Source organism: Frateuria aurantia DSM 6220, from assembly GCF_000242255.2.
Lineage (GTDB): Bacteria > Pseudomonadota > Gammaproteobacteria > Xanthomonadales > Rhodanobacteraceae > Frateuria > Frateuria aurantia.
Genome location: NC_017033.1, coordinates 2,239,679 through 2,260,090, shown reverse-complemented (window position 1 = coordinate 2,260,090; position 20,412 = coordinate 2,239,679). Strand labels below are relative to the sequence as shown.

Annotated in this window: 20 protein-coding genes and 1 pseudogene; 15 read left to right on the top strand and 6 right to left on the bottom strand. The window is 64.2% G+C overall.

The features are described 5' to 3' along the window. Window positions 1-3 precede the first annotated feature (3 nt). The 5 genes from FRAAU_RS10555 to FRAAU_RS10530 all read left to right on the top strand — a co-directional run bounded on the left by FRAAU_RS10555 (window position 4) and on the right by FRAAU_RS10530 (window position 6,904). Window positions 4-1,110 (top strand): hemin-degrading factor, encoded by a 1,107-nt coding sequence (locus FRAAU_RS10555; protein WP_014403518.1) that lies wholly within the window; start codon window positions 4-6, stop codon window positions 1,108-1,110. Beyond that, a complete protein-coding gene (locus FRAAU_RS10550; protein WP_014403517.1) occupies window positions 1,107-1,955 on the top strand; it encodes a heme/hemin ABC transporter substrate-binding protein in 849 nt (282 codons plus the stop codon). The genes FRAAU_RS10555 and FRAAU_RS10550 overlap by 4 nt, the downstream gene beginning before the upstream one ends. Before the next feature lie 29 nt (window positions 1,956-1,984). Then, on the top strand, window positions 1,985-3,016 hold the full coding sequence (locus FRAAU_RS10545) for a FecCD family ABC transporter permease (protein ID WP_014403516.1): 1,032 nt from the start codon (window positions 1,985-1,987) through the stop codon (window positions 3,014-3,016). A gap of 5 nt (window positions 3,017-3,021) precedes the next feature. Continuing rightward, window positions 3,022-3,840 carry a heme ABC transporter ATP-binding protein gene (locus FRAAU_RS10540; RefSeq protein WP_217176221.1) on the top strand — a complete coding sequence of 273 codons (819 nt, stop codon included), beginning with the start codon at window positions 3,022-3,024 and terminating at the stop codon, window positions 3,838-3,840. Between the two features lie 373 nt (window positions 3,841-4,213). Next, a complete protein-coding gene (locus FRAAU_RS10530) occupies window positions 4,214-6,904 on the top strand; it encodes a rhamnan synthesis F family protein (protein WP_169314759.1) in 2,691 nt (896 codons plus the stop codon). Window positions 6,905-6,940: 36 nt separating this feature from the next. On the opposite strand, the gene FRAAU_RS10525 is transcribed toward FRAAU_RS10530, so the two are convergent. Both FRAAU_RS10525 and FRAAU_RS10520 read right to left on the bottom strand, forming a co-directional pair. Then, the gene (locus FRAAU_RS10525; protein ID WP_041270530.1) at window positions 6,941-7,417 is read right to left on the bottom strand and encodes a cupin domain-containing protein; all 477 of its coding nucleotides are present in this window, start codon (window positions 7,415-7,417) and stop codon (window positions 6,941-6,943) included. Window positions 7,418-7,617: 200 nt separating this feature from the next. After that, window positions 7,618-8,715 (bottom strand): NADH:flavin oxidoreductase/NADH oxidase, encoded by a 1,098-nt coding sequence (locus tag FRAAU_RS10520; protein ID WP_014403512.1) that lies wholly within the window; start codon window positions 8,713-8,715, stop codon window positions 7,618-7,620. 84 nt (window positions 8,716-8,799) lie between these two features. Here FRAAU_RS10520 and FRAAU_RS10515 point away from each other — a divergent pair, with 84 nt between their 5' ends. From FRAAU_RS10515 to FRAAU_RS17700, 4 genes and pseudogenes are all read left to right on the top strand, one after another. Continuing rightward, window positions 8,800-9,138, top strand: a complete 339-nt coding sequence (locus FRAAU_RS10515) for an ArsR/SmtB family transcription factor (protein ID WP_014403511.1) — start codon at window positions 8,800-8,802, stop codon at window positions 9,136-9,138. Between the two features lie 27 nt (window positions 9,139-9,165). After that, a complete protein-coding gene (radA, locus tag FRAAU_RS10510) occupies window positions 9,166-10,545 on the top strand; it encodes a DNA repair protein RadA (protein WP_014403510.1) in 1,380 nt (459 codons plus the stop codon). Between the two features lie 37 nt (window positions 10,546-10,582). Further along, window positions 10,583-11,104: a GNAT family N-acetyltransferase gene (locus tag FRAAU_RS10505; protein WP_014403509.1), complete on the top strand. Its 522-nt coding sequence runs from the start codon at window positions 10,583-10,585 to the stop codon at window positions 11,102-11,104. Between the two features lie 12 nt (window positions 11,105-11,116). Beyond that, window positions 11,117-11,282: pseudogene (locus tag FRAAU_RS17700) on the top strand (IS3 family transposase); the annotation flags it as partial. A 250-nt stretch (window positions 11,283-11,532) separates the two neighbouring features. On the opposite strand, the gene FRAAU_RS10495 reads toward FRAAU_RS17700, so the two are convergent. Next, window positions 11,533-12,078, bottom strand: coding sequence for a CGNR zinc finger domain-containing protein (locus tag FRAAU_RS10495; RefSeq protein ID WP_217176220.1), 546 nt, complete (start codon window positions 12,076-12,078; stop codon window positions 11,533-11,535). Window positions 12,079-12,246: 168 nt separating this feature from the next. On the opposite strand from FRAAU_RS10495, the gene FRAAU_RS10490 reads away from it, so the two are divergent. Beyond that, the gene (locus tag FRAAU_RS10490) at window positions 12,247-13,128 is read left to right on the top strand and encodes an alpha/beta fold hydrolase (RefSeq protein ID WP_014403507.1); all 882 of its coding nucleotides are present in this window, start codon (window positions 12,247-12,249) and stop codon (window positions 13,126-13,128) included. Between the two features lie 108 nt (window positions 13,129-13,236). Here the strand turns inward: FRAAU_RS10490 and FRAAU_RS10485 are convergent, their stop codons facing one another. From FRAAU_RS10485 to cysS, 3 genes are all read right to left on the bottom strand, one after another. After that, entirely contained in the window at window positions 13,237-13,941 is a 705-nt protein-coding gene (locus tag FRAAU_RS10485; protein WP_041271049.1) for a DNA/RNA non-specific endonuclease, read from the bottom strand. Window positions 13,942-14,234: 293 nt separating this feature from the next. After that, window positions 14,235-14,678 (bottom strand): SufE family protein, encoded by a 444-nt coding sequence (locus tag FRAAU_RS10480; RefSeq protein ID WP_014403505.1) that lies wholly within the window; start codon window positions 14,676-14,678, stop codon window positions 14,235-14,237. Further along, window positions 14,675-16,045 (bottom strand): cysteine--tRNA ligase, encoded by a 1,371-nt coding sequence (cysS, locus tag FRAAU_RS10475; protein ID WP_014403504.1) that lies wholly within the window; start codon window positions 16,043-16,045, stop codon window positions 14,675-14,677. Before cysS ends, FRAAU_RS10480 begins: the two co-directional genes overlap by 4 nt. Window positions 16,046-16,216: 171 nt before the next feature. On the opposite strand from cysS, the gene FRAAU_RS10470 reads away from it, so the two are divergent. The 5 genes from FRAAU_RS10470 (at window position 16,217) to FRAAU_RS10450 (ending at window position 20,408) form a co-directional block, all read left to right on the top strand. Next, a complete protein-coding gene (locus tag FRAAU_RS10470) occupies window positions 16,217-16,762 on the top strand; it encodes a glycine zipper 2TM domain-containing protein (protein ID WP_014403503.1) in 546 nt (181 codons plus the stop codon). Window positions 16,763-17,072: 310 nt separating this feature from the next. Beyond that, window positions 17,073-18,080, top strand: coding sequence for an N-acetylornithine carbamoyltransferase (locus FRAAU_RS10465; protein WP_014403501.1), 1,008 nt, complete (start codon window positions 17,073-17,075; stop codon window positions 18,078-18,080). Between the two features lie 9 nt (window positions 18,081-18,089). After that, complete coding sequence (locus FRAAU_RS10460) at window positions 18,090-18,728, top strand: FMN-binding negative transcriptional regulator (RefSeq protein ID WP_014403500.1); 639 nt, start codon at window positions 18,090-18,092, stop codon at window positions 18,726-18,728. Continuing rightward, window positions 18,725-19,192, top strand: coding sequence for an OsmC family protein (locus FRAAU_RS10455; RefSeq protein WP_014403499.1), 468 nt, complete (start codon window positions 18,725-18,727; stop codon window positions 19,190-19,192). The genes FRAAU_RS10460 and FRAAU_RS10455 overlap by 4 nt, the downstream gene beginning before the upstream one ends. A gap of 19 nt (window positions 19,193-19,211) precedes the next feature. Beyond that, window positions 19,212-20,408, top strand: a complete 1,197-nt coding sequence (locus FRAAU_RS10450) for an argininosuccinate synthase (RefSeq protein WP_014403498.1) — start codon at window positions 19,212-19,214, stop codon at window positions 20,406-20,408. Window positions 20,409-20,412: the final 4 nt, after the last annotated feature.

Sequence of the window (20,412 nt, the reverse complement as noted above, 5' to 3'; positions counted from 1 at the left end):
ATCATGAATCCTTCCATCCATCAAGATTCCCCCGCCATCCCGATGGCGAGCCCCGTGGCTGATCCGCTGCTGCTGCGTCAGCGTGCGCAAGCGCTGCGCGAAGCCGAGCCGGCCTTGCGCGCGCGCGAACTGGCGGCCCGGCTGCATGTCAGCGAGGCCGAGCTGGTAGCCTGTCGTTGCGGCGAAGATGTGACCTGTCTGAGTCCTTCCTGGTCGGCCCTCATCCATGGTCTGGAGAGGCTGGGGCGGGTGATGGTGCTGACCCGCAATGAAAGCTGCGTGCATGAAAAAAAGGGCTGCTTCGCACATATCAGCATCACCCAGTCGATGGGGCTGGTTCTGAATGACGCGATTGACCTGCGCCTGCTGCTGAAGCACTGGATTCACGCCTATGCCGTGACCGAACAGGGACGGGCCGGCCTGTTGCACAGTCTGCAGGTCTTCGATGCCGACGGCCGGGCCGTGCACAAGATCTACGCTACCGAAGACACCGACATGGAGGCCTGGCTGCAGTTGGTTGTCCAGTTCACGGCGCCTCTGCAGGTGGCTTCGCCGGAACTGCGACCGGTCGCCGAAAGTTATCTGCAGCAGCAGGATGACCATGCCATCGATGTGCCGCAGTTGCAGGCCGACTGGCGTGAGCTGCGTGATCCGCACCAGTTTGTCGGCTTGTTGAGGCGTCACAAGCTGGGGCGTCTGCAAGCCTTGCGACTGGTCGGAACGCCGATGGCACGACGGCTGGCCAATGAAAGCATCGGCCGGGTGCTGGAGTCGGCGGCGGCCAGTGGCCTGGGGCTGATGGTCTTTGTCGGCTCGCCCGGGGTGGTGCAGATCCATGCCGGTCCGGTCCGGCGCATACAGCGGATGGGGCCGTGGCTGAACGTGCTGGATGATGACTTCAACCTGCATCTGCGGGAGGACCATGTCGCCAGCAGCTGGCAGGTCCGCAAACCCGGCCCGGAAGGCGAAGTCACCTCGCTGGAACTCTACGACAATGACGGGCGACTGATCGTGCAGGTCTTTGGCTACCGCAAGCCGGGCCTGCCCGAACTGGCCGGCTGGCGATCGCTGGCGGACAGCCTGCCGGATCATGTCGAGGAGGCCGCATGATGCGCCGGAGGTTGTGCGCTCTGGCGACCTTGCTGCTGGCATCGCTGGCGATGTCCGCCGCCGCGGCCGATCCGCAGCGGGTGATCTCGCTGGGCGGGGATGTCACCGAGATCGTCTATGCCCTGCAGGCGCAATCGGAACTGGTCGGTGTCGATCTGACCAGCACCTGGCCGGCGGAGGCCGGCAAGCTGGCTCAGGTAGGCTATGTGCGACAGCTGGCCGCCGAGGGCATTCTGGCCTTGCGGCCCGGGCTGATTCTGGCGACCCACGATGCCGGGCCGCCGGTCGTGATCCGCCAGCTGCAGGATGCCGGTGTCAAGGTGCGGATCCTGCCCGAAGCACGAGATCCGCAGGCCGTGCTGGCCAAGGTCCGCAGCGCAGGGCATTGGCTGGAGCGCGACCAGGGCGCCGCCAGACTGGCCGGCCGGCTGGACGGACAATACCGGCAGCTGGCCGGCAAGACCGAAGCCATGACACGGCATCCGGGTGTGCTGTTCCTGATGTCGGCCGGCACGGCCGGTACCTTGGCGGCAGGGCAGGATACGGCCGCCGATGCGGCCATCCGGCTGGCCGGTGGCCGGAACGTGGCGGTCGGCTTCAAGGGCTACAAGCCTTTGTCTGCCGAGGCGCTGGCCGCGCTGGCACCGGAGGTCATCCTGTTGATGAGCGAGCGTGCAGACAGCAGTGCCGAGGCGGTGCTGAGCCTGCCCGGCATCGCGGATACGCCGGCGGCCCGCAAGCATCAGCTGATCATGGTCGACGGACAGGCCTTGCTGGGTTTCGGACCGCGCAACGCCGAGCGTGAGCTGGATCTGCAGCAGCGGTTGGCGGCCGTGGTGCCGTGAGCATCCCGGCATCTGCGCTGGGTACTCGCATGCGTCGCCGTACCGGCCGTGGCCGACTGGCTGCCTTGCTGGTGCTGCTGCTGGCCACGCTGGTGGCCGGTATCGGTTGCGGGGCGATGTGGCTGAGCCCCGGCGAAGTGGTCGGTGCGCTGCTGCGCGGACTCGGTGGCGCGGTGCCGGAGCCCATGGATGGCATCGTGCTGGGTTTGCGGCTGCCGAGAGTATTGTTGGCCGCGGCGGTCGGTGCGGGTCTGGCGACCAGCGGCGCCGCGATGCAGGGGCTGTTTCGCAACCCGCTGGTGGAGCCGGGGCTGGTCGGTATCTCGGCCGGCGCGGCGCTGGGCGCCATCGGCATGATCGTGCTCGGTGGGGCGGCGCTGGCCGCGTTTCCGTTGCTGGCGATGTCCGGGGTCTCGCTGGCCGCTTTTGCAGGTGCGATGCTGGCCACCATGCTGGTGTATGCCCTGGGGCGTGGCTTGAGTGGCGTCTCCGGGCTGCTGCTGGCCGGCGTCGCGATCAATGCGATGGCGATGGCGGGGGTGGGACTGCTGACCTATCTGGCCGATGAAAAGCAGTTGCGTGACCTCAGTTTCTGGACCTTGGGCAGTCTGTCCAGTGCCGATTGGCGCCATGTCCGGCTGGTGCTGCCGTTGGAGCTGGTGGCGGTATGGCTGCTGCCGCGCAGGGCTGCGGCCTTGAATGCCTTGTTGCTGGGCGAGGCTGATGCCCAGCTGCTGGGATTCGCGCCCCGCCGGCTGCGGGCCGAGCTGATCGCGCTGGTGGCGCTGGCCACCGGTACGGCCGTGGCTTGCTGCGGGGTGATCGGATTTGTCGGATTGCTGGTGCCGCATGTGATGCGGATGCTGGTCGGGCCGGATCACCGCCCGTTGCTGCCGGCCTCGGCGCTGGCCGGCGCCAGCCTGTTGATCGGTGCCGATACGGTGGCGCGCTGCATGGTGGCGCCGGCCGAGTTGCCGGTTGGCATCCTGACCGCGCTGCTGGGGGCACCGTTTTTCTTGTGGCTGCTGTTCAGGGCCAGACGACAGGGGGCAGGCTTGTGAACCCAGTGGCTTCGATTTGTCGGGCGGCCTCCGCCTCGGCTGTCTCGGGATGGCTGCAGGCCGAGGCGGTAGCGCTGCGACGCGGTCACCGGGTGGTCCTGCAGGATATACGGCTGACGCTGCGGCCGGGACAACTGACCGTGCTGACCGGGCCCAACGGTGCCGGCAAAAGCAGCCTGCTCGGCGTGCTGGCCGGTCTGATCGAGCCGACCGAAGGACAGGTCAGTCTGGACGGGATGGCCTTGCCGGACTGGTTGCCTGTGCAGCTGGCAAGGCGCCGGGCCTTGCTGAACCAGCACAGCCGGATGGAATTCGCATTCCATGCCGAACAGGTGGTGATGCTGGGCCGCAGCCCGTATCGAGGTCGGGATGATGCATCCCGCAACCGGCAGATCGTGGAGCGGGCGATGCAGGCTGCCCAGGCCGAAACTTTTGTCGGGCGGCTGTACCCCGAACTGTCCGGGGGCGAGCAGAAGCGGGTCCAGCTGGCCCGCGTGCTGGCCCAGATCTGGGGCGCGCCCGAGGGGCCGGCCTGGCTGTTGCTGGACGAACCTGAAGCAGCGCTGGACATCGCCCACCAGCATGCCTTGATGCGCCGCCTGCAGGCCTTGGCCTGCCAAGGTTACGGCGTGATCGCGGCGATTCATGATCTCTCGCTGGCAGCTCGCTACGCCGACCAGGTCGTGCTGCTGCAGCAAGGACGGCAGGTGGCGGCCGGTCATCCGGACGAGGTGCTGAGCGCCGCGCAGGTCAGTGCTGTCTATGGCATTGCTACCCGTCGGGTGGCTACGCCCGATGGCTGGATGCTGTGGGTGGGGGGGTGAGCCTCCGGCCCGCCGGCATGGCATGGTGCTCGTGGGGGGTGATATGCTGCAGCGACAAAGGCTTGGCATCGAAGCCTGCGCGGGTGGTGGCCTCCGGATTCGGCGGGACTTGGCTCGTGGAGATTCCGGCCAGGGCCTGCATGGCAGCAGTCATTACCAGAGTCAGGACGCTATGGGAGCATTGCGGGGCGGCGAGTCGGCTGGCGCTGAAGGCGCTCGCCACCAAGGTTTGAAGTGGCTCGTCCGGCGGGGCCTCAGGCGGCTTTACTACCGCACGCCCTTGCGCTGGCGCGGACTTTTGCTGCAATTCGCCTTCCGGTTGCGGCCAAGCTGGTTCCGGCACCATCCTTCGTTTCAGCGGCAGTGGGCGGACATGCCGGACCCCGCTGACTCGGGCCTGACGGTCCTGAGCGAGGCTGCGGACGGCCCGGTGCAGGCGCCGGGGCGTATTGCACTGCATTGTCACCTGTTCTACGCCGACCTGCTGGGGGAGTTCCTCGGCCAGCTGCAAGCCATGCCTTACCCGTTCGACTTGTATGTCTCGGTACCGACCGATGAACTGGCCGGGCGCTGCAGCAAGGACTTCGGCGCCTTGGCCAAGGTGCGGCAGCTGAAGGTCTCGGTGGTCGCCAACCGCGGTCGCGATATCGCCCCGATGCTGGTGGAGTTCGGCGCGGTTCTGGCCGGTTACGATTTCATCGGTCATATCCAGAGCAAGAAGTCGCTTTACAACGGCGGTGCGACCCAGGGCTGGCGCGAATATCTGCTGCAGGGCCTGCTGGGTTCGCCGGAAAACGTGAGGCGGATCTTCGGCCTGTTCCAGCGAGATCCCGGACTGGGCATGATTTATCCGCAGACCCATGTGTCGGTGCCTTATTACGCCTTCAGCTGGCTGGCGAACCGCGATCAGGGCGCCCGGCTGTGCAGTCGGCTGGGCGTCGCGATGCCGTCGGATTACTTCGATTTTCCGGCCGGCTCCATGTTCTGGGCCAGAGGCGAGAGCCTGCGTCCTTTGTTCGAGCTGCAGCTGGGGCTGGAGGATTTTCCGCCGGAGCAGGGCCAGACCGACGGCACCACGGCCCATGCACTGGAGCGTCTGCTGGGGTGGGTGCCGACGGCACGCGGTTACCGGACCTGCATCATCGCCGACGAAGTGCATCCCTCCTGGTCACCCTTCCGGGTCGATCAGCAATATCTGGCCCGTTCCTCCGCGACGTTCGACCGGATCGAGCAGGATGCCGGCCTGCGATTGGTGGCGTTTGATATCTTCGACACCTTGCTGGTTCGCCCTTTGCTTGAGGCCGATCATACCAAGCAACTGATTGCCCTCCGGCTGGGCCGCGAGGACGGAGATGTGTTCAGCCGCTGCCGCGGTCCCGCCGAAGCGCAGGCGCGCCAGCTGGCCGGACGGGATGTAGGCTTGACGGAGATCTACCGGCAGTTCCAGCGGCTGTCGGCTTGCGATGAGCATCGGCTGGCGCGGATCCGCGCCGAAGAGGAGGCGGTCGAGATCGCCTCGGTATCGCCGCGTACCGAGGTGGTGGCGCTGTTGCGGCGGGCGGTGGCAGCGGGGCGCCGGGTTATTTTGATCAGCGACATGTTTCTGGAGCGGTCGGTGATCGAGACCATGCTGGCCAGACACGATATCAGTGGCTGGCAGCAGCTGTATCTCTCCGGTGAGCGAGGCGTGCGCAAGGACGATGGCCGGCTGTACGATCTGATGCTGGCTGAGGAAGCCGTTCGCGGTGACCAGGTGCTGATGGTTGGCGACAACGAGCGCTCCGATCTGCAGATTCCGGTAGACCGCTTCGGTGCTCAGGTGCTGCATGTGCTGAAGGCCCGGGATCTGGCGCGCTGTCTTCCCGATTACCGTGGCTGGATCAAGAGCCTGCAGCGGCTGGAAGAGGGCGCACCCGGTCAGGCCCTGAATCGCGAGCTGACGGCTGGCCTGCTGGTGCGGCGCCATTTGAACAAGATCGCGGACTTCCATGCCGAAGATGCAGATCTGCTGGGTGGTGACGCTTTCCGTACAGGATTCAATATCGTGGGGCCGGTGCTGGTGTCGTTCTGTGACTGGGTGCTGGAGCAGGCACGCCAGGACGGCATCGAGGATCTCTATTTTCTGGCCCGCGAAGGGCAGCTGATCAAGCAGGTCTACGATGCCTGGAGCGCCGGACGGCGGGAGGCACCGCGCAGTCATTATCTGCAGGTGTCGCGGCGTGCCGTGAACGTGCCGACGCTGGAGACTTTCGAGGATGCACTGGCGATTGCCCGGGAGGTCTTCCATTCGGGACCTGCGGCCAGTTTTCTGTATGAACGCTATGGTCTCAGACTGAGCGGTGAGCGCTGGGATGACATCCATCGACGGGGGATCTGGCGGGCGGGCAGGCCGCTGGAAGTGCAGGCCCGCGATGTCCGGCGTATCGAGCCGTTGCTGCGGGAGCTGTTTCCCGACATGCAGGTGGAGGCCGCGCAGGAAAAGGCTGCCTTGCTGAGTTATCTGGAACAGCAGGGGCTGGTGTCGGCGCAGCATGCGGCGGTGGTGGACGTCGGTTATTCGGGCACCATCCAGAAGGCTTTGAACCGGCTGGGCAGCGGACCGGTGGACGGCTATTACATGGCGACTTCCGATGCCATCGGCAAGGGTCTGCCGGCCAGCGTGCGGGCACGGGGCTGTTTTGTGGACGAGGGCGAGCCTGTGTCCGCCGGTTCCCGCATGCTCAGTGACAGTTTCGAGCTGGAGAAGCTGCTGAGCTCGGATGATGCCCAGGTCCGCAAATATGTATTGGGCGACAGCGGTGATCTGGCGCGGGAGTTCAAGTCCCTCAGTGCCGAGGAGTGCCAGTCCCGGGCGATCCGTACCGAGTTGCAGCGGGGTTGCATGGCCTTCGTGGCAGAGGCGGTGGCACTGCGCCAGCAGCTCCATCCCGGATTCACCGTACCCCCCGAGGTGGCCGATGCGCTTTATACCCGTCTGATCCTGGCTCATCTGGGGCAGCGAGGCGGGGTGACGACACGCATTATTCTGGATGACGACTACTGTGGGCGCGGCCTGATCAGCTGAGCCGGCCGGCCGGACCATCCATGTTCGGCTGGCGAGTCAGGGAGCAGAAACCGGCGGGGCCGGCAGGGCGACGAAAGCCTCCATCTCTCCGGCCACATACAGGCGCTGGCCAAGGCGTGGATAATCGCAGACGTCGTGTTCCAGGCGCTGTCCGATGACCAGCAAGACCAGTGGCTCGTTGCCTTGCTGGCGGATCACATGGGCCGGGCCTCCGGCCGGAAACCCCAGAAAATCACCTGCGGCGATGGGATGCTCCGTCTCGTCGAGGGTGGCGATGCCTTGGCCCGAAAGCACCTGGACGGCTTCCTCTTCGTAGTGATGGCGATGATATTCGGACGATTCATGGCCGTCCTGCAGCGTGACGAGATTGACACCGAGTCGACTGAGGCCGGTGGCCTCGCCCAGTCGGCGGACATCGCGAACGGCATTCGGATTCAGGTCGTGAACGCGGCGTGTGGCGGGCATGGCCTGGATGGTGGCCTTGGTCAGCAAGGCTTTGGGCAGTTCAGTCATGGCTTGGGCGGGACCTGGGCAAGTGCTTGCGGGCAGGGATCGGCCGCAAGCGGCCACCCCGGGCGAGTCCGTCATCATCCACTCGAAGGACCTGGCCGGTCCAGAGGACCGGGCGGCAGCCTGGACTTTCGTCATGGGCCGGGTCCGGCGAGGCAGGCGTCTCTGCCGATCCCCTCGGAGCGGCAGAGACGGCCATCGACTCAGCCTTGACGATAGCGTTCCAGCCAGTGGGCATAAGGCGCCGGCAGCACCCAGGAGGGCTTGTCGATACCCAGGGCTTTGGCGGCCTTGTAAGGCCAGTGCGGATCCGCCAGATGCGCGCGACCGACCAGCACCTGATCCAGCTGGCCGTTGGCAATGGCTTCCTCGGTCAGTTCCGGGGTATCGATATTCCAGGCCGAGGATACCGGCAGACCGGATTCGCGACGGACCCGCTCGGCAATCGGCAGCAGCATGCCCGGCCCCCAGGGGATATGCGTTTCGGGGATGGTGAAGCCGACGCTGACACTCAGCAGATCCAGACCGCCTTGTTTGAACTGGCGGGCCAGCTCGATGGAATCTGCCAGCGTCGCCTCATCCCGGCCGTCATATTCCAGCACCCCGAAACGGGCGGTCAGCGGCAGATGCTCCGGCCAGACTTCACGCACCGCGGCCAGAGTCTCCAGCAGAAAGCGGTGGCGATTCGCCGCGCTGCCGCCGTAAGCATCCGTGCGCTGGTTGGAATGGGCCGAGAAGAAGCTCTGGGCGAGATAGCCATGAGCGAAATGCAGTTCCAGCCATTCGAAACCGGCGTCCAGAGCACGTTTGGCGGCGGCCACGAAGTCCTGCTGTACGCGCTTGATGTCTTCCAGACTCATGGCCTTGGGAACCTTGGGCAGGTTGCCGCCGAAGGCGATGGCCGACGGGGCGAGCGTCGGCCATCCGCGCGGGTCCCCTTCGGGGATGTGGTCGTCGCCTTCCCAGGGGATATTGGCGCTGGCCTTGCGACCGGCGTGGGCGATCTGGATGCCGGGAACCGAGCCGGCGGCCTTGATGGCCTTGACCGCGGGCACAAAGGCCTGGGCTTGTTCGTCGGTCCACAGTCCGGCGCAATGCGGGGTGATCCGGCCTTCCGGGGCCACGGCGGTGGCCTCGACCACGACCAGACCGGCGCCACCGCGGGCCAGACCGGCCAGGTGGCTGAGATGCCAGTCATTGACGAGGCCGTCATGGGCCATGTACTGGCACATCGGCGGCACCGCGATGCGGTTGCGCAGGGTGATGTCCTTGAGCTTCAAGGGTTGGAACAAGGCAGACATGCTCGACTCCATGGCGTTGAGGAAAATTGTAGTTCGATAATACGCGAACTATGGATATAGTGCGGCTTCGATTATCATCTGTCCATGCGTTCCTACAAACATCCCGTCATCGAGGCCTTCACGCTGGAGCGGTTGTTCTACGCCTTGAGCGACTCCACACGGCTGGACATCGTGCGCAAGCTGGCCGGCGTCGAGTCGGCCAGCTGTGCCGCGCTGGATGGCGGGCGTCCCAAGTCCAGCATGTCCCACCATTTCAGAATCCTGCGGGAGGCGGGTCTGGTCGAGACCCGGATCCAGGGCACCACGCATCAGAACCGGTTGCGTCGCGAAGATCTGGAGCAGGTGTTCCCGGGGCTGCTGGATCCGATTCTGCAGCAGCTTGTCTCGTCCTCTGAGACAGACCCATGCGAAACTGCGGCCTGAATCCAGTCGAGTGTTGCAGGGTGAGTCGTGGCCAAGGCGAAAACAGCCTACGTATGCAGTGAGTGTGGGGGTGAGTCCAGCAAGTGGCAGGGCCAGTGCCCTGAATGCGGTGCCTGGAACACCTTGAGTGAAATCAGCCTGGGCCCGAGCCGGCCCAATGCGGCGGCCGGTCGCCGCAGCGGTTATGCCGGTGGCGCCAGCCAGCGCGCCCGGCCCACGCCCCTGGCCGAAGTGGCCACCGCGGTAGAGCAGCGGATCAGCGTCGGCATCGGTGAGTTGAACCGGGTGCTGGGTGGCGGTCTGGTCGAAGGTTCGGTGGTCCTGATCGGCGGTGATCCCGGTATCGGCAAATCCACCCTGCTGCTGCAGATGCTGGGCGAGGTGGGGGCCGGCGTGGCCGGTCTGTATGTCACTGGCGAGGAATCGTTGGGCCAGGTGGCCGCGCGGGCCCAGCGCCTGGGCCTGCCGCTGGGGCCGCTGGCCGCCTTGGCGGAAACCTGCATCGAGCGGATTCTGGAGCAGACGGCCGAAGCCCGGCCCAAGGTCCTGATCGTGGACTCGATCCAGACCATCTGGACCGAGACCCTGACGGCGGCGCCCGGCTCGGTCAGCCAGGTCCGCGAGTCGGCGGCCCAGTTGACCCGCTTCGCCAAGGAGACCGGCACGGCCGTATTCCTGGTCGGCCATGTCACCAAGGAGGGCGGCATCGCCGGGCCGCGCGTACTTGAGCACATGGTCGATGCCGTCCTGTACTTCGAGGGCGATCCCGGTAGCCGCTTCCGGATCCTGCGCGCCTTCAAGAACCGTTTTGGCGCGGTCAACGAGATGGGCGTGTTCGCGATGTCGGACAAGGGCCTGCGCGAGGTCGCCAATCCCTCGGCGATCTTCCTGTCCACCCATCAGGGGCCGACGCCGGGCAGTGTGGTGATGGTCACCCGCGAAGGCACCCGGCCGCTGCTGGTCGAGGTGCAGGCTCTGGTCGACCAGTCATCGCTGGGCAATCCGCGTCGCGTGACCCTTGGCCTGGAGCAGAACCGGCTGGCGATGCTGCTGGCGGTGCTGCATCGCCATGGCGGGGTGGCGGCCTATGACCAGGACGTCTTCGTCAATGTGGTCGGCGGCATCCGGGTGCAGGAAACCGCCGCCGATTTGCCGGTGCTGCTGGCGGTGCTGTCCAGCCTGCGCGACCGGCCCATGCCCGAGCACACGGTGGCTTTCGGGGAGGTCGGCCTGTCCGGCGAGATCCGGCCGGTGCCCAATGGCGAGGAGCGTCTGAAGGAGGCGATGACCCATGGCTTTCGGCGCGCCATCGTGCCCAAGGCCAATGCACCCAAATCGGGCAAGCTGGGTGATCTGGAAGTCATCGGCGTGGAGCGGCTGGCGCAGGCGATCGACGCTTGCCGCTGAACTTTGACGGCCTTGAGCGCCGTGCCAAGGAGGGGGCATGAACCGTTCTCTTCAGACTGCGCGGCTGCTCTTGCGGCCGGTCAACACGGATGATTTCTCGACCAGCCTTGAGCTGTGGTCGGATCCGCAGGTGGTGCATTGCATCGGCGGTCAGGTGATGGAGGCCGAAGCCGTATGGCGGCGACTGCTGATGCAGATCGGTCATTGGCAGGTCATGGGCTATGGCTCGTGGACCATCATCGAGCGCTCCAGTGGTCATTACGTGGGCGAGCTGGGTTTCTTCGATTATCGAAGGGCGCTGCAGCCGCCGATGTGTATCGTGCCAGAGGCCGGCTGGGCGCTGCGGCCGGCGATGCAGGGACGGGGCTATGCGCTGGAAGCCTTGCAGGCGGCACTGGACTGGGCGCAGCTGCGCTGGCCGGGCGGTGTACTGAGTGCAATCATGGATCCCGACCACATCGTCTCGGCTCGGCTGGCGGGACGTGCCGGCTTTCAATGGGAGGCCAGGGCCAGCCATGCCGGCCGGCCCCTGGATATCTGGCGGCGATATCTGGTCTGATCGTGCCTGACGCTTGTCCGGCAGCACGGCATCAGCCCGGCCACCTTCCACAGGCAGCGATCCAAGTACGGTGGGATATCTGATGGGACACATGAAGGAGCTGAAGGAGGAATACCGGCGGCTCAAGAAGATGTATGCCGAATCGCAGATGAGTGCCGACATCCTTCGGGAAGCGATACATCGTGTGGTGAGGCAGCTCGCGCTCCCCGTGCGCAGATCGTTCTCCTGTGCGTCCAGATCTTTGGCCGCCTGTCCAGCGAATTTGGGGTCGTCGTTTGCTCCGGCCTTTGCCGGCGTGGTATAGCCGGCCGATCCGAGCAGGCGTTGGTGGTTGAATCCGCCTCCAGCTGATTCGGCGTGCTGGCAACAACGCCCCGGCTTTACTCCGGCCTACAAATCGTTGCGAGGCCTGCTGCTGACAAGCTGATTCATCCCGTTTGGCCTTGGCGGCGTTTTCGGAACTCAGCCACCTTGTGACGGTTCCCGCACAAGGCCATGCTGCACCAGCGTCGTTTGTGGGATTTGGTTCGGTCATAGAACATGAGTGAACAGTCCGGGCTCTCGCATTGCCTTACAAGACGGAAATCACCCTCTGCCAGCAACTCTGCTGCTGAGTACGCCAGCCTTGCGAGCTGGCGGCCGGCTTCATCGTGGTGATGAAAACGGTCCAGCTCAGGTTGGTGTGCACCCCATGTCAACTGCGGTACGGCATGACGCAAGAAACTGTTGAGCACCGAAGGGTCGGCGCCGCGCTCCTCGCGCCGTGCATGCACGAGGACCTCAACCGCCTCCCGCAGGGTGCGGAGCTTGGATAGCAGCACTCCGCCTTTCGCCGATGGTAAAGATGCCGGACCAAAACCAGCTTGAGCCAGCCATGTGCTGGCTTGCTCATCACTGTTCAAAAGGTCCGTCTTTCGTCCGTCCACCATCATTACCGTATTGAGCAGGTCGAGCGCCGGATGGTCTGCCAGCATGTAAGGCGCCGGAAGGTTCGCTGCAGGATCAGGGGCGGGCATATGGGCTCCATTGGGTGTCCATGGCCATGGTAACCCATAAAAATAGTTTGACTAGTTACAGATGTCGTGCAGAATGGGTCATTGTAACCCCTAAAACTCTATATGAAAGTTACAGGAGCCGGAGCAATGACCCCGTCCAAGCACACCCATGTCGCGTTCAAATTCGCCGCAGCTGATGGCGTCCGTGTCTTCTATCGAGAGGCCGGTGCGCCTGACGCTCCTGTGCTCCTTCTTTTGCACGGCTTCCCGAGCTCATCGCACCAGTTTCGTGATCTGATCCCTCTGCTGGCATCCCGTTATCGGATCATTGCTCCAGATTTGCCTGGCTTTGGCTTCACCGAAGTCCCGGCCGAGCGAGAGTATGTATACACCTTCGATGCGATCGGCAGGACGATCGGCGATTTCGTCGAGAAGCTGGGCCTCAAGCGCTACGCCATGTACTTCTTCGACTACGGTGCGCCGACGGGTCTGCGCTTGGCTCTTGCACATCCGGAGCGTGTCAGTGCGATCATTTCCCAGAACGGCAATGCTTACCTGGAAGGCCTGGGTGAGGCCTGGGCGCCGATCCGCAAGTACTGGGAAGATGGCCTGCCGGAAAGCCGGCAAGCCATCAGCGATGCAATTCTGAATCTGGAGGGGACCCGCTGGCAGTATGTGGAGGGGGTAGGTGATCCTGGCCAGATTGCCCCTGAGTCGTACTATCTCGATGCACTGCTGCTAGAGCGGCCGGCCAACAAAGAGATCCAGCTCGATCTGTTCTATGATTATCAGAACAATCTGAAGCTCTATCCTGCATTCCAGCAGTTCTTCCGAACCACCAAGCTGCCGACCTTGGCTATCTGGGGCAAGGGTGATCCTTTCTTTATCCCAGCGGGAGCCGAGGCCTACCAGCGGGACAACCCGAATGCCGTCGTGGAGCTGCTGGATACCGGGCATTTCGCGCTGGAGACCCACGTCCAGTACATCGCCGACCGGATCGTCGAAGTGCTGGGCGAGGCGATCAACTGATTGATCCTTGGAGTGCGACTGCAAGCCTTCCCGAAGTCTGGACATCCACAACGAGAAACTTCGGGGGGGCTTGCAGGATTGCCGGGTCGCTGCAAATCCCGGCGGTACTCAGTCCAGAAAGTGGATGCCGGTGCGACGGACCAGTTCCTGATAGGAAATGGGCGGCTGCATCCGCACCTGCTGCAGGTTCGGCAGCCAGAAGGCCCAGGAGCGGCCGGTGGTCGGGTCATACACCAGCTTGTAGACATAGTCGGGAATCCAGACTTGGTCCGGACCCAGTTTTTGCGGGTGCGAGCCGTAATAGGGTCCGGTGAACACGTAGACATCGCCCTTGGCACGCATCACATACTTGCGGGTGGCACGCTCGACGCCGGCCCAGGTGCGACGATTGAACGAGGGGTATTGCGGCGTCATATTGGCCAGCGAAAAGCTCTGGGCCATGCCGGCTTCCGTGCTGCGATCTCCCGCCGGCACGATATGGCCGCGGTCGAAATGCTGGATGCCGAGCGTGGCCCGGTAGTCGGCCAGGCTGGAGCGTTCGCCGGGTCGGAGCCGGGCTTCCTCGTAAAAGCGGTTGGTGCGCTTCTGGTGGTCGAGCAGCGCGTGCTTGTTCAGACGTTCGACGCCGTAGACGGGCGTACGGCTTGTCGGTGAGTACAGTACCGCGAAGTCGTCGAAACACAGGTCCCGGGTCTTGCCGAACCGGCCGGCCGGTACGGCAGGCACATGGTGATGGGGGAAAAGGGCGCGACAGGCTTCAAAGGCGGCATGGGCCGGTGAGCTGATGACCAGACTCAGCAGCAGGCCGGCCATCGGCGGCAACCAGTTTTTGCGGGCGGAACGGGGTCGGAGCGGGGTCGAGCAGTGCTGCATGCAATCTTGCCTTGAACTTGACTGGAGGCCGGTCTGAGCCGGTCTGACCAGGAATCGACGAAAAACGGCCAGCCCCCGGCTCATGCCGGCCGGGGATGGGCGCTGGTTGTAGACCGATCGGTGATAGGCCGTTCGGGGACGATGCGTGTCGGCAGCGGGGGAGGTGACGCACTCGACCGCCTAGCCGGTCCGGATGCCCCGGCACATCAGCTGCTGGGCATCACATGACGGAATCAGGCGGGTGCGGTACCGGCCAGGCTGGCCGCATAGGCCTTCAGTTTGACCAGCATCGCGGCCAAGCCGTTGGAGCGGGTCGGTGACAAGTGCCTGGCCAGCCCGATGGCCTGAATGAAGTCCGGTTCGGTGGAGAGGATCTCGCTGGCCGGCCGGTCCGAATAGACGCGCAGTACCAGAGCGATCAGGCCGGAGACAATGGCCGAATCACTGCCGGCCTCGAAATGCAAGCGTTCGGCGGTGCCCGAGGGTACCAGCCAGACCCGGGACTGGCAGCCGATGATGCGGTAGCTCTCGGTCTTGTCGGCCTCGTCCAGAGGGCGCAGTTGCTTGCCCAGATCGATCAGATACTGATAGCGCTCGCTCCAGTCGCCGAACAGGGCGAATTCATCGGCGATCGCCTCCTGGGCGGCGGCGGCGGTGGGTTCCAGCGGCTCGGTCATGCCTTGATTACACTCCAGCGGGTTTGTTGCGCACCATCCTCGATCGCGATACCCATGGTCGTGAGTTCGTCACGGATGGCATCGGCTCGGGCGAAATCGCGGTTGGCGCGGGCTTCACGTCGTTCGGTCAGCAAGGCCTCGATGCGGGTCTCGTCCACGGCATCCGCCTGTCCCTGCTTGAACCAGTCCTCGGGATCCTGCTGCAGCAGACCCAGCAGGGCCGCCGAGCCACGCAGGGTCGCAGTGGCTTCGACACTGGCCTCGGTACGGGCCAGATCGGCCAGAGCCGAGAGCTCGGCCAGGGCCAGAGGAGTATTCAGGTCATCGGCGAGTGCCGCTTCGACGGCGGCGGCGATCGGCTGCTCCTGACCGTCCGGCAGGCAAGGGCCGTCACGCAGCACGCGATACCAGCCATCCAGCGTCTGGATGGCCTGGGTGATGGCATGCTCGGACCAGTCCAGCGGCTGCCGGTAATGGCCGCGCAGCAGCATCAGGCGCAGGGCTTCGGGCGGATACCGCTGCACCAGCTCATGCACCAGCAGCACATTGCCCAGCGACTTGGACATCTTGCGCCCTTCGAAGCTGAGCAGGCCGTTGTGCAGCCACCAGCGTGCGAACAGCTTGCCACCATGAGCGCAGCTGGACTGGGCGATCTCGTTTTCGTGATGCGGAAACTGCAGGTCGACGCCACCGGCATGGATATCGATGGTCTCGCCCAGGTGGGCGGCCGTCATCGCCGAGCATTCGATATGCCAGCCGGGTCGGCCGCGGCCCCAGGGGCTGTCCCAGCCGGGAAGATCATCGCTGGAGGGCTTCCACAGCACGAAATCGGTGGGGTGGCGCTTGTAGGGCGCGACTTCGACGCGGGCGCCGGCGATCATTTCCTCGGTGTCGCGCCCGGACAGTCGTCCGTAGTCCTTGTAACTGGGCACGTCGAACAGCACGTGACCCTCGGCGGCATAGGCATGGCCGTTCGCCAGCAGCTGTCCGATCATCTCGATGATGGTCTGGATATGGTCGGTGGCACAGGGTTCGATATCCGGCGGCATGACACCCAGTGCGGCCATATCCTGCCGGTAGGCCTGGGCGAAGCGGTCGGTGATGACCTGGATCGGTACCTGCTGCAGGGCGGCGGCGGCATTGATCTTGTCGTCCACATCGGTGATGTTGCGCGCAAAAACCACCTTGGGGTAGGTTTTCCGCAGCAGTCGGACCAGGACGTCGAAGACGACAGGCCCGCGGGCGTTGCCGATATGGACGTAGTTGTAGACCGTGGGTCCGCACAGGTACATGGTCACCCGTTGCGGATCGAGAGGGACAAACGCATCGTTGGTCCGGGTCAGACTGTTGTAAAGCGTGATCGGCATAGAACTCGTTCCAGGGGATCCGGCGGCCAGGCATCCGGCGGACCGTATATATTAACAAGTCCTCGGACGCGCGTGTTTCTTCATCACGCTCTAAGCACCGATTCAGCGTGAGTTTGATGCAATAGGCGCAGGGCGCGTCTGAGCGTCAGTGAGATTGTCAGGGTAAAGTCTATGATCAAGTCAATCGGGGTGTTCGCGCTGGGGGCCATGCTGTCCCTGTCGGCGGCGGCTCAGGATATGAATGGCCCGGGGCCGCCTTCAGGCACCGAGATGGAGGCTGATTCGGCCGCGCATTTCGCCTGGGCCGATGTGCTGCGGGTGGATCCGGTCTATGGCACGGTCCAGGTTCCCGCCCAGACCTGCTACAACCAGACCGTGGTCGAGCAGAAGCCGGGACACAGCGGCATCGGCACGGTGCTGGGCGCGGTCGTGGGCGGCGTACTGGGCAATACCATCGGTCATGGCGGCGGTCGAAGCCTGGCCACGGTGGTGGGAGCGGTCGGCGGCGGTGTGGCCGGCAACAAGCTGGGCGGGCAGAGTGGCGGGCAATACCAGACCACCCAGACCACCTGCCGGCAGACCGCCACGGTCGGACAGCAGCAGATCATCGGCTATGACGTGCAGTATCGTTATCATGGCGATGTCTATGTCAGCCGGCTCAGTTACGATCCCGGCGAGCGCCTGCGTATCCGGGTCAGCGTAGGCCCGGCCGGTTGATCGCCGGCTCTTGATGGAATTGTCGACGCCGAGGCTTGCGCCGGCGTCCGATTCCGGTCATGATGCAAGACATTACTTGGGAGTGATGATGTCCGAAGCCGTCTATACCGCCACCGTTCTGACTGGAGCCCGCATGGCCTCCGGGATGACTTCGCGTGCGCGCCGACCGCTGGGCCCTCATGTCGCCGGGTAGCTTTTTGCACGCGTAAGTTTTGCTGCATAAACATGAAAACCCGGCCGATCGCCGGGTTTTTTTGTTTTCGGTCGCACCTCTTGCCAGAAGTGCGAGCATCATCGACAAGGGCCATTCATGACTATTCGCCATTTTTTGACCACCCAAGACTACAGTCGCCGCGAAATCGACGAGCTGTTGGACCAGGCCGCCGAGTTCAAGCGGTCTCCGCAAGGGCGGCAACTGGCCGGCAAGGCGGTTGCCCTGCTGTTTTTCAACCCCTCGATGCGGACCCGGACCAGCTTCGAGCTGGGAGCCTTCCAGCTCGGCGGGCATGCCGTGGTGCTGGCGCCGGGCAAGGATGCCTGGCCGATCGAATTCGAGGTCGGCACGGTCATGGATGGAGACACCGAAGAGCATATCGCCGAAGTCGCCCAGGTCCTTTCCCGTTACGCCGACCTGATCGCGGTGCGGGCCTTTCCGAAGTTCCAGGACTGGGCGGTGGATCGCGAGGACCGTGTGCTGAAGGCATTTGCCCGCTATGCCACGGTGCCTGTGATCAATATGGAAACGATCACTCATCCCTGTCAGGAGCTTGCCCATGCCATGGCGTTGCGTGAGCATCTTGGCGATCTGCAGAACAAGAAATATGTGCTGACCTGGACCTACCACCCCAAGCCGCTGAACACGGCGGTGGCCAATTCGGCCTTGCTGATCGCGACCAAGCTGGGCATGGACGTGACCTTGCTGTGTCCTTCCCCGGACTTCGTGCTGGACGAACGCTATATGGCCTATGGCGAGGAAAATGCCCGCCAGAACGGCGGTTCGCTGCAGGTATCACACGATATCGAGGCAGCCTATCGCGGCGCGGACGTGGTCTATGCCAAGAGCTGGGGCGCGCTGCCATTCTTCGGGCAGTGGGAGGGTGAAAAGGCAATCCGCGAGGCCAGCAAGCATTTCATTGTCGACGAAGCCAAGATGGCCCTGACCAATCAGGCCGTGTTCAGTCATTGCCTGCCGCTGCGGCGCAATGTGAAGGCGACCGATGCGGTGATGGATTCACCTGCCTGCATCGCCATCGACGAAGCCGAGAACCGCCTGCATGTGCAGAAGGCGGTGATGGCCGCCCTGATCGGTCAGGGCTGAGGCGGCTGCATGTACCAGCCCCCGTCGTTCAAGGAGTTGCGTCCCGAGTTTGTCGAGCGATTGCTGGCGGATTTCCCGCTGGCGATGCTGGCGGTGACTTCGGCGCAGGGGCTGGTCATCAACCATCTGCCTCTGCTGCGGCAGGGCGAGGTCTTGCAGGGGCATGTTGCCCGCGGCAACGAACTGCACGGCATGGCCGGCCTTCCGATCGTCGCGGTGTTCCAGGGGCCGCAGGCCTATGTGACGCCGGGCTGGTATCCGGAGAAATCCCTGCACGGTCGGGTCGTGCCCACATGGAATTATGCCGTGGTCCATGTGCACGGGCAGCTTCAGATCCATGACGACACGGACTGGGTGCTGGATGTGCTGAGGCGCCAGAGTGACCGGCAGGAGGCCAGGCAGGCCCAGCCCTGGTCGTTGGACGAGGCGCCGTCCGATTTTGTTTCGAAACTGGCGACGGCAGTGGTCGGTATCGAGATCCGCATCGAACGCGTCGAAGCCAAGTTCAAGTTGAGCCAGAACAAGCCGCCTCAGACACGGATGGATATTGTTGCAGGGCTGAGACACCGTGCGGACCCGGTGGATGGGGTTCTGGCTGAGTGGATCACGGCGGCAGCGATGCCGCCCGGCACGGGTTGCCCCGCATGATGCGGGATTACGCTCTGGAACTGATCTGGACCGAGACGGGATCGGAGGCATCTGATCGTCTGCAGCGTTACGATCGCAACCATCGGATCCATGTCGCCGGCAAGCCGGTGCTTGAGGTTTCGGCGGACCGGCTGTTCCATGGCGATGCCTCCCGCCACAATCCGGAAGACCTTCTGCTGGCCGCCCTGGCCAGCTGCCATATGCTGTCCTATCTTTATCTGGCCGCTCGCGAAGGCCTGCGGATCAGGGATTATCGCGATCAGGCCAGCGGCCGACTGCGCGTCGACGGCGAGTCGGGCCGTTTTGTCGAAGTCTGCCTGCACCCCTTGCTGCGACTGGCTCCGGGGTCGGACCCGGAGCAGGCCGAGGCCCTCCATCGCGAGGCGCAGAAGCTGTGTTTCATTGCCCATTCCGTCAATTTTCCGGTGCGCGTCGAAGCGCAAACCACCATTGATTCCTTTTGAACTCCAGGACCCACGAGCCATGACCAAAGATATCGTCCTCGCCTTTTCCGGTGGCCTTGATACCAGCTTCTGCGTGCCTTACCTGCAGGAGCAGGGCTGGGCCGTGCATACCGTATTCGCCGACACCGGCGGCGTTGACGCCGAGGAGCGGGCCTATATCGAGGGGCGTGCCCGCGAGCTGGGTGTCGCCAGTCACGTCACCGTCGATGGCGGTCCGGCCATCTGGGAAGGCTTCGTCAAGCCCTTCGTCTGGGCTGGCGAAGGGTATCAGGGCCAGTATCCGCTGCTGGTGTCCGATCGTTACCTGATCGTTGACGCCGCGCTGGCCCGGGCCAGGGAACTGGGCTGCCGCGCCATTGCCCATGGTTGCACCGGCATGGGCAACGACCAGGTCCGGTTCGATCTGGCGGTCAAGGCCCAGGGCGATTATGAAATCGTCGCACCGATCCGCGAGATCCAGAAGGAACACACCCAGACCCGTGCCTATGAACAGGCGTATCTGGACGAGCGTGGCTTCGGGGTGCGCGACAAGCAGAAGAGCTACACCATCAACGAGAATCTGCTGGGCCTGACCATGTCCGGTGGCGAGATCGACCGCTGGGAGGCGCCCAAGCCGGAAGCCCGCGGCTGGTGCGCGCCGCGGGCCGAATGGCCGGCCGAAGCACTGCGGGTGCGGATCGGTTTCGAGCAGGGCGAGGCCGTCAGTCTGGATGGCGAACGTCTGCCGGGCCATCTGTTGCTGGCGAAGCTGAATCATCTGTTTGCGCCCTATGGCGTCGGTCGCGGCCTGTATACCGGTGACACCGTGATCGGACTCAAGGGCCGTATCATCTATGAGGCTCCGGGCCTGATCTCGTTGCTGGCCGCTCACCGGGCGCTGGAAGACACCGTGTTGACCAAGCAGCAGAACCGCTTCAAGCCGGACGTGGCCCGCAAGTGGGTGGAGCTTGTCTATGAAGGTTTCTACCATGATCCGCTGAAGAGCAATCTGGAAGCCTTCCTGGCCTCCTCGCAGAGTCAGGTCAGCGGTGAAGTGCTGCTGGAAACCCAGGGCGCCCAGGTCTCGGCCGTGGCTGTCAGTTCGCCGCACATCCTCAATGCCAAGGGCGCCACCTATGCCCAGTCGGCGGACTGGGGCGTGGAGGAGGCGGAGGGCTTTATCAAGCTGTTCGGCATGAGCAGCACCCTGTGGGCCGAGGTCAACAAGCAGGACTGATGAG

Coding starts and splice junctions, on each gene's coding strand:
- FRAAU_RS10545 (WP_014403516.1), top strand. CDS start 1,985: ATGCGTCGCCGTACCGGCCGTGGCCGACTGGCTGCCTTGCTGGTGCTG.
- FRAAU_RS10470 (WP_014403503.1), top strand. CDS start 16,217: ATGATCAAGTCAATCGGGGTGTTCGCGCTGGGGGCCATGCTGTCCCTG.
- FRAAU_RS10480 (WP_014403505.1), bottom strand. CDS start 14,678: ATGACCGAGCCGCTGGAACCCACCGCCGCCGCCGCCCAGGAGGCGATC.
- FRAAU_RS10530 (WP_169314759.1), top strand. CDS start 4,214: ATGCCGGACCCCGCTGACTCGGGCCTGACGGTCCTGAGCGAGGCTGCG.
- FRAAU_RS10490 (WP_014403507.1), top strand. CDS start 12,247: ATGACCCCGTCCAAGCACACCCATGTCGCGTTCAAATTCGCCGCAGCT.
- FRAAU_RS10465 (WP_014403501.1), top strand. CDS start 17,073: ATGACTATTCGCCATTTTTTGACCACCCAAGACTACAGTCGCCGCGAA.
- FRAAU_RS10555 (WP_014403518.1), top strand. CDS start 4: ATGAATCCTTCCATCCATCAAGATTCCCCCGCCATCCCGATGGCGAGC.
- FRAAU_RS10515 (WP_014403511.1), top strand. CDS start 8,800: ATGCGTTCCTACAAACATCCCGTCATCGAGGCCTTCACGCTGGAGCGG.
- FRAAU_RS10520 (WP_014403512.1), bottom strand. CDS start 8,715: ATGTCTGCCTTGTTCCAACCCTTGAAGCTCAAGGACATCACCCTGCGC.
- cysS (WP_014403504.1), bottom strand. CDS start 16,045: ATGCCGATCACGCTTTACAACAGTCTGACCCGGACCAACGATGCGTTT.
- FRAAU_RS10455 (WP_014403499.1), top strand. CDS start 18,725: ATGATGCGGGATTACGCTCTGGAACTGATCTGGACCGAGACGGGATCG.
- FRAAU_RS10505 (WP_014403509.1), top strand. CDS start 10,583: ATGAACCGTTCTCTTCAGACTGCGCGGCTGCTCTTGCGGCCGGTCAAC.
- FRAAU_RS10495 (WP_217176220.1), bottom strand. CDS start 12,078: ATGCTGGCAGACCATCCGGCGCTCGACCTGCTCAATACGGTAATGATG.
- FRAAU_RS10485 (WP_041271049.1), bottom strand. CDS start 13,941: ATGGCCGGCCTGCTGCTGAGTCTGGTCATCAGCTCACCGGCCCATGCC.
- FRAAU_RS10525 (WP_041270530.1), bottom strand. CDS start 7,417: ATGACTGAACTGCCCAAAGCCTTGCTGACCAAGGCCACCATCCAGGCC.
- FRAAU_RS10460 (WP_014403500.1), top strand. CDS start 18,090: ATGTACCAGCCCCCGTCGTTCAAGGAGTTGCGTCCCGAGTTTGTCGAG.
- FRAAU_RS10450 (WP_014403498.1), top strand. CDS start 19,212: ATGACCAAAGATATCGTCCTCGCCTTTTCCGGTGGCCTTGATACCAGC.
- FRAAU_RS10550 (WP_014403517.1), top strand. CDS start 1,107: ATGATGCGCCGGAGGTTGTGCGCTCTGGCGACCTTGCTGCTGGCATCG.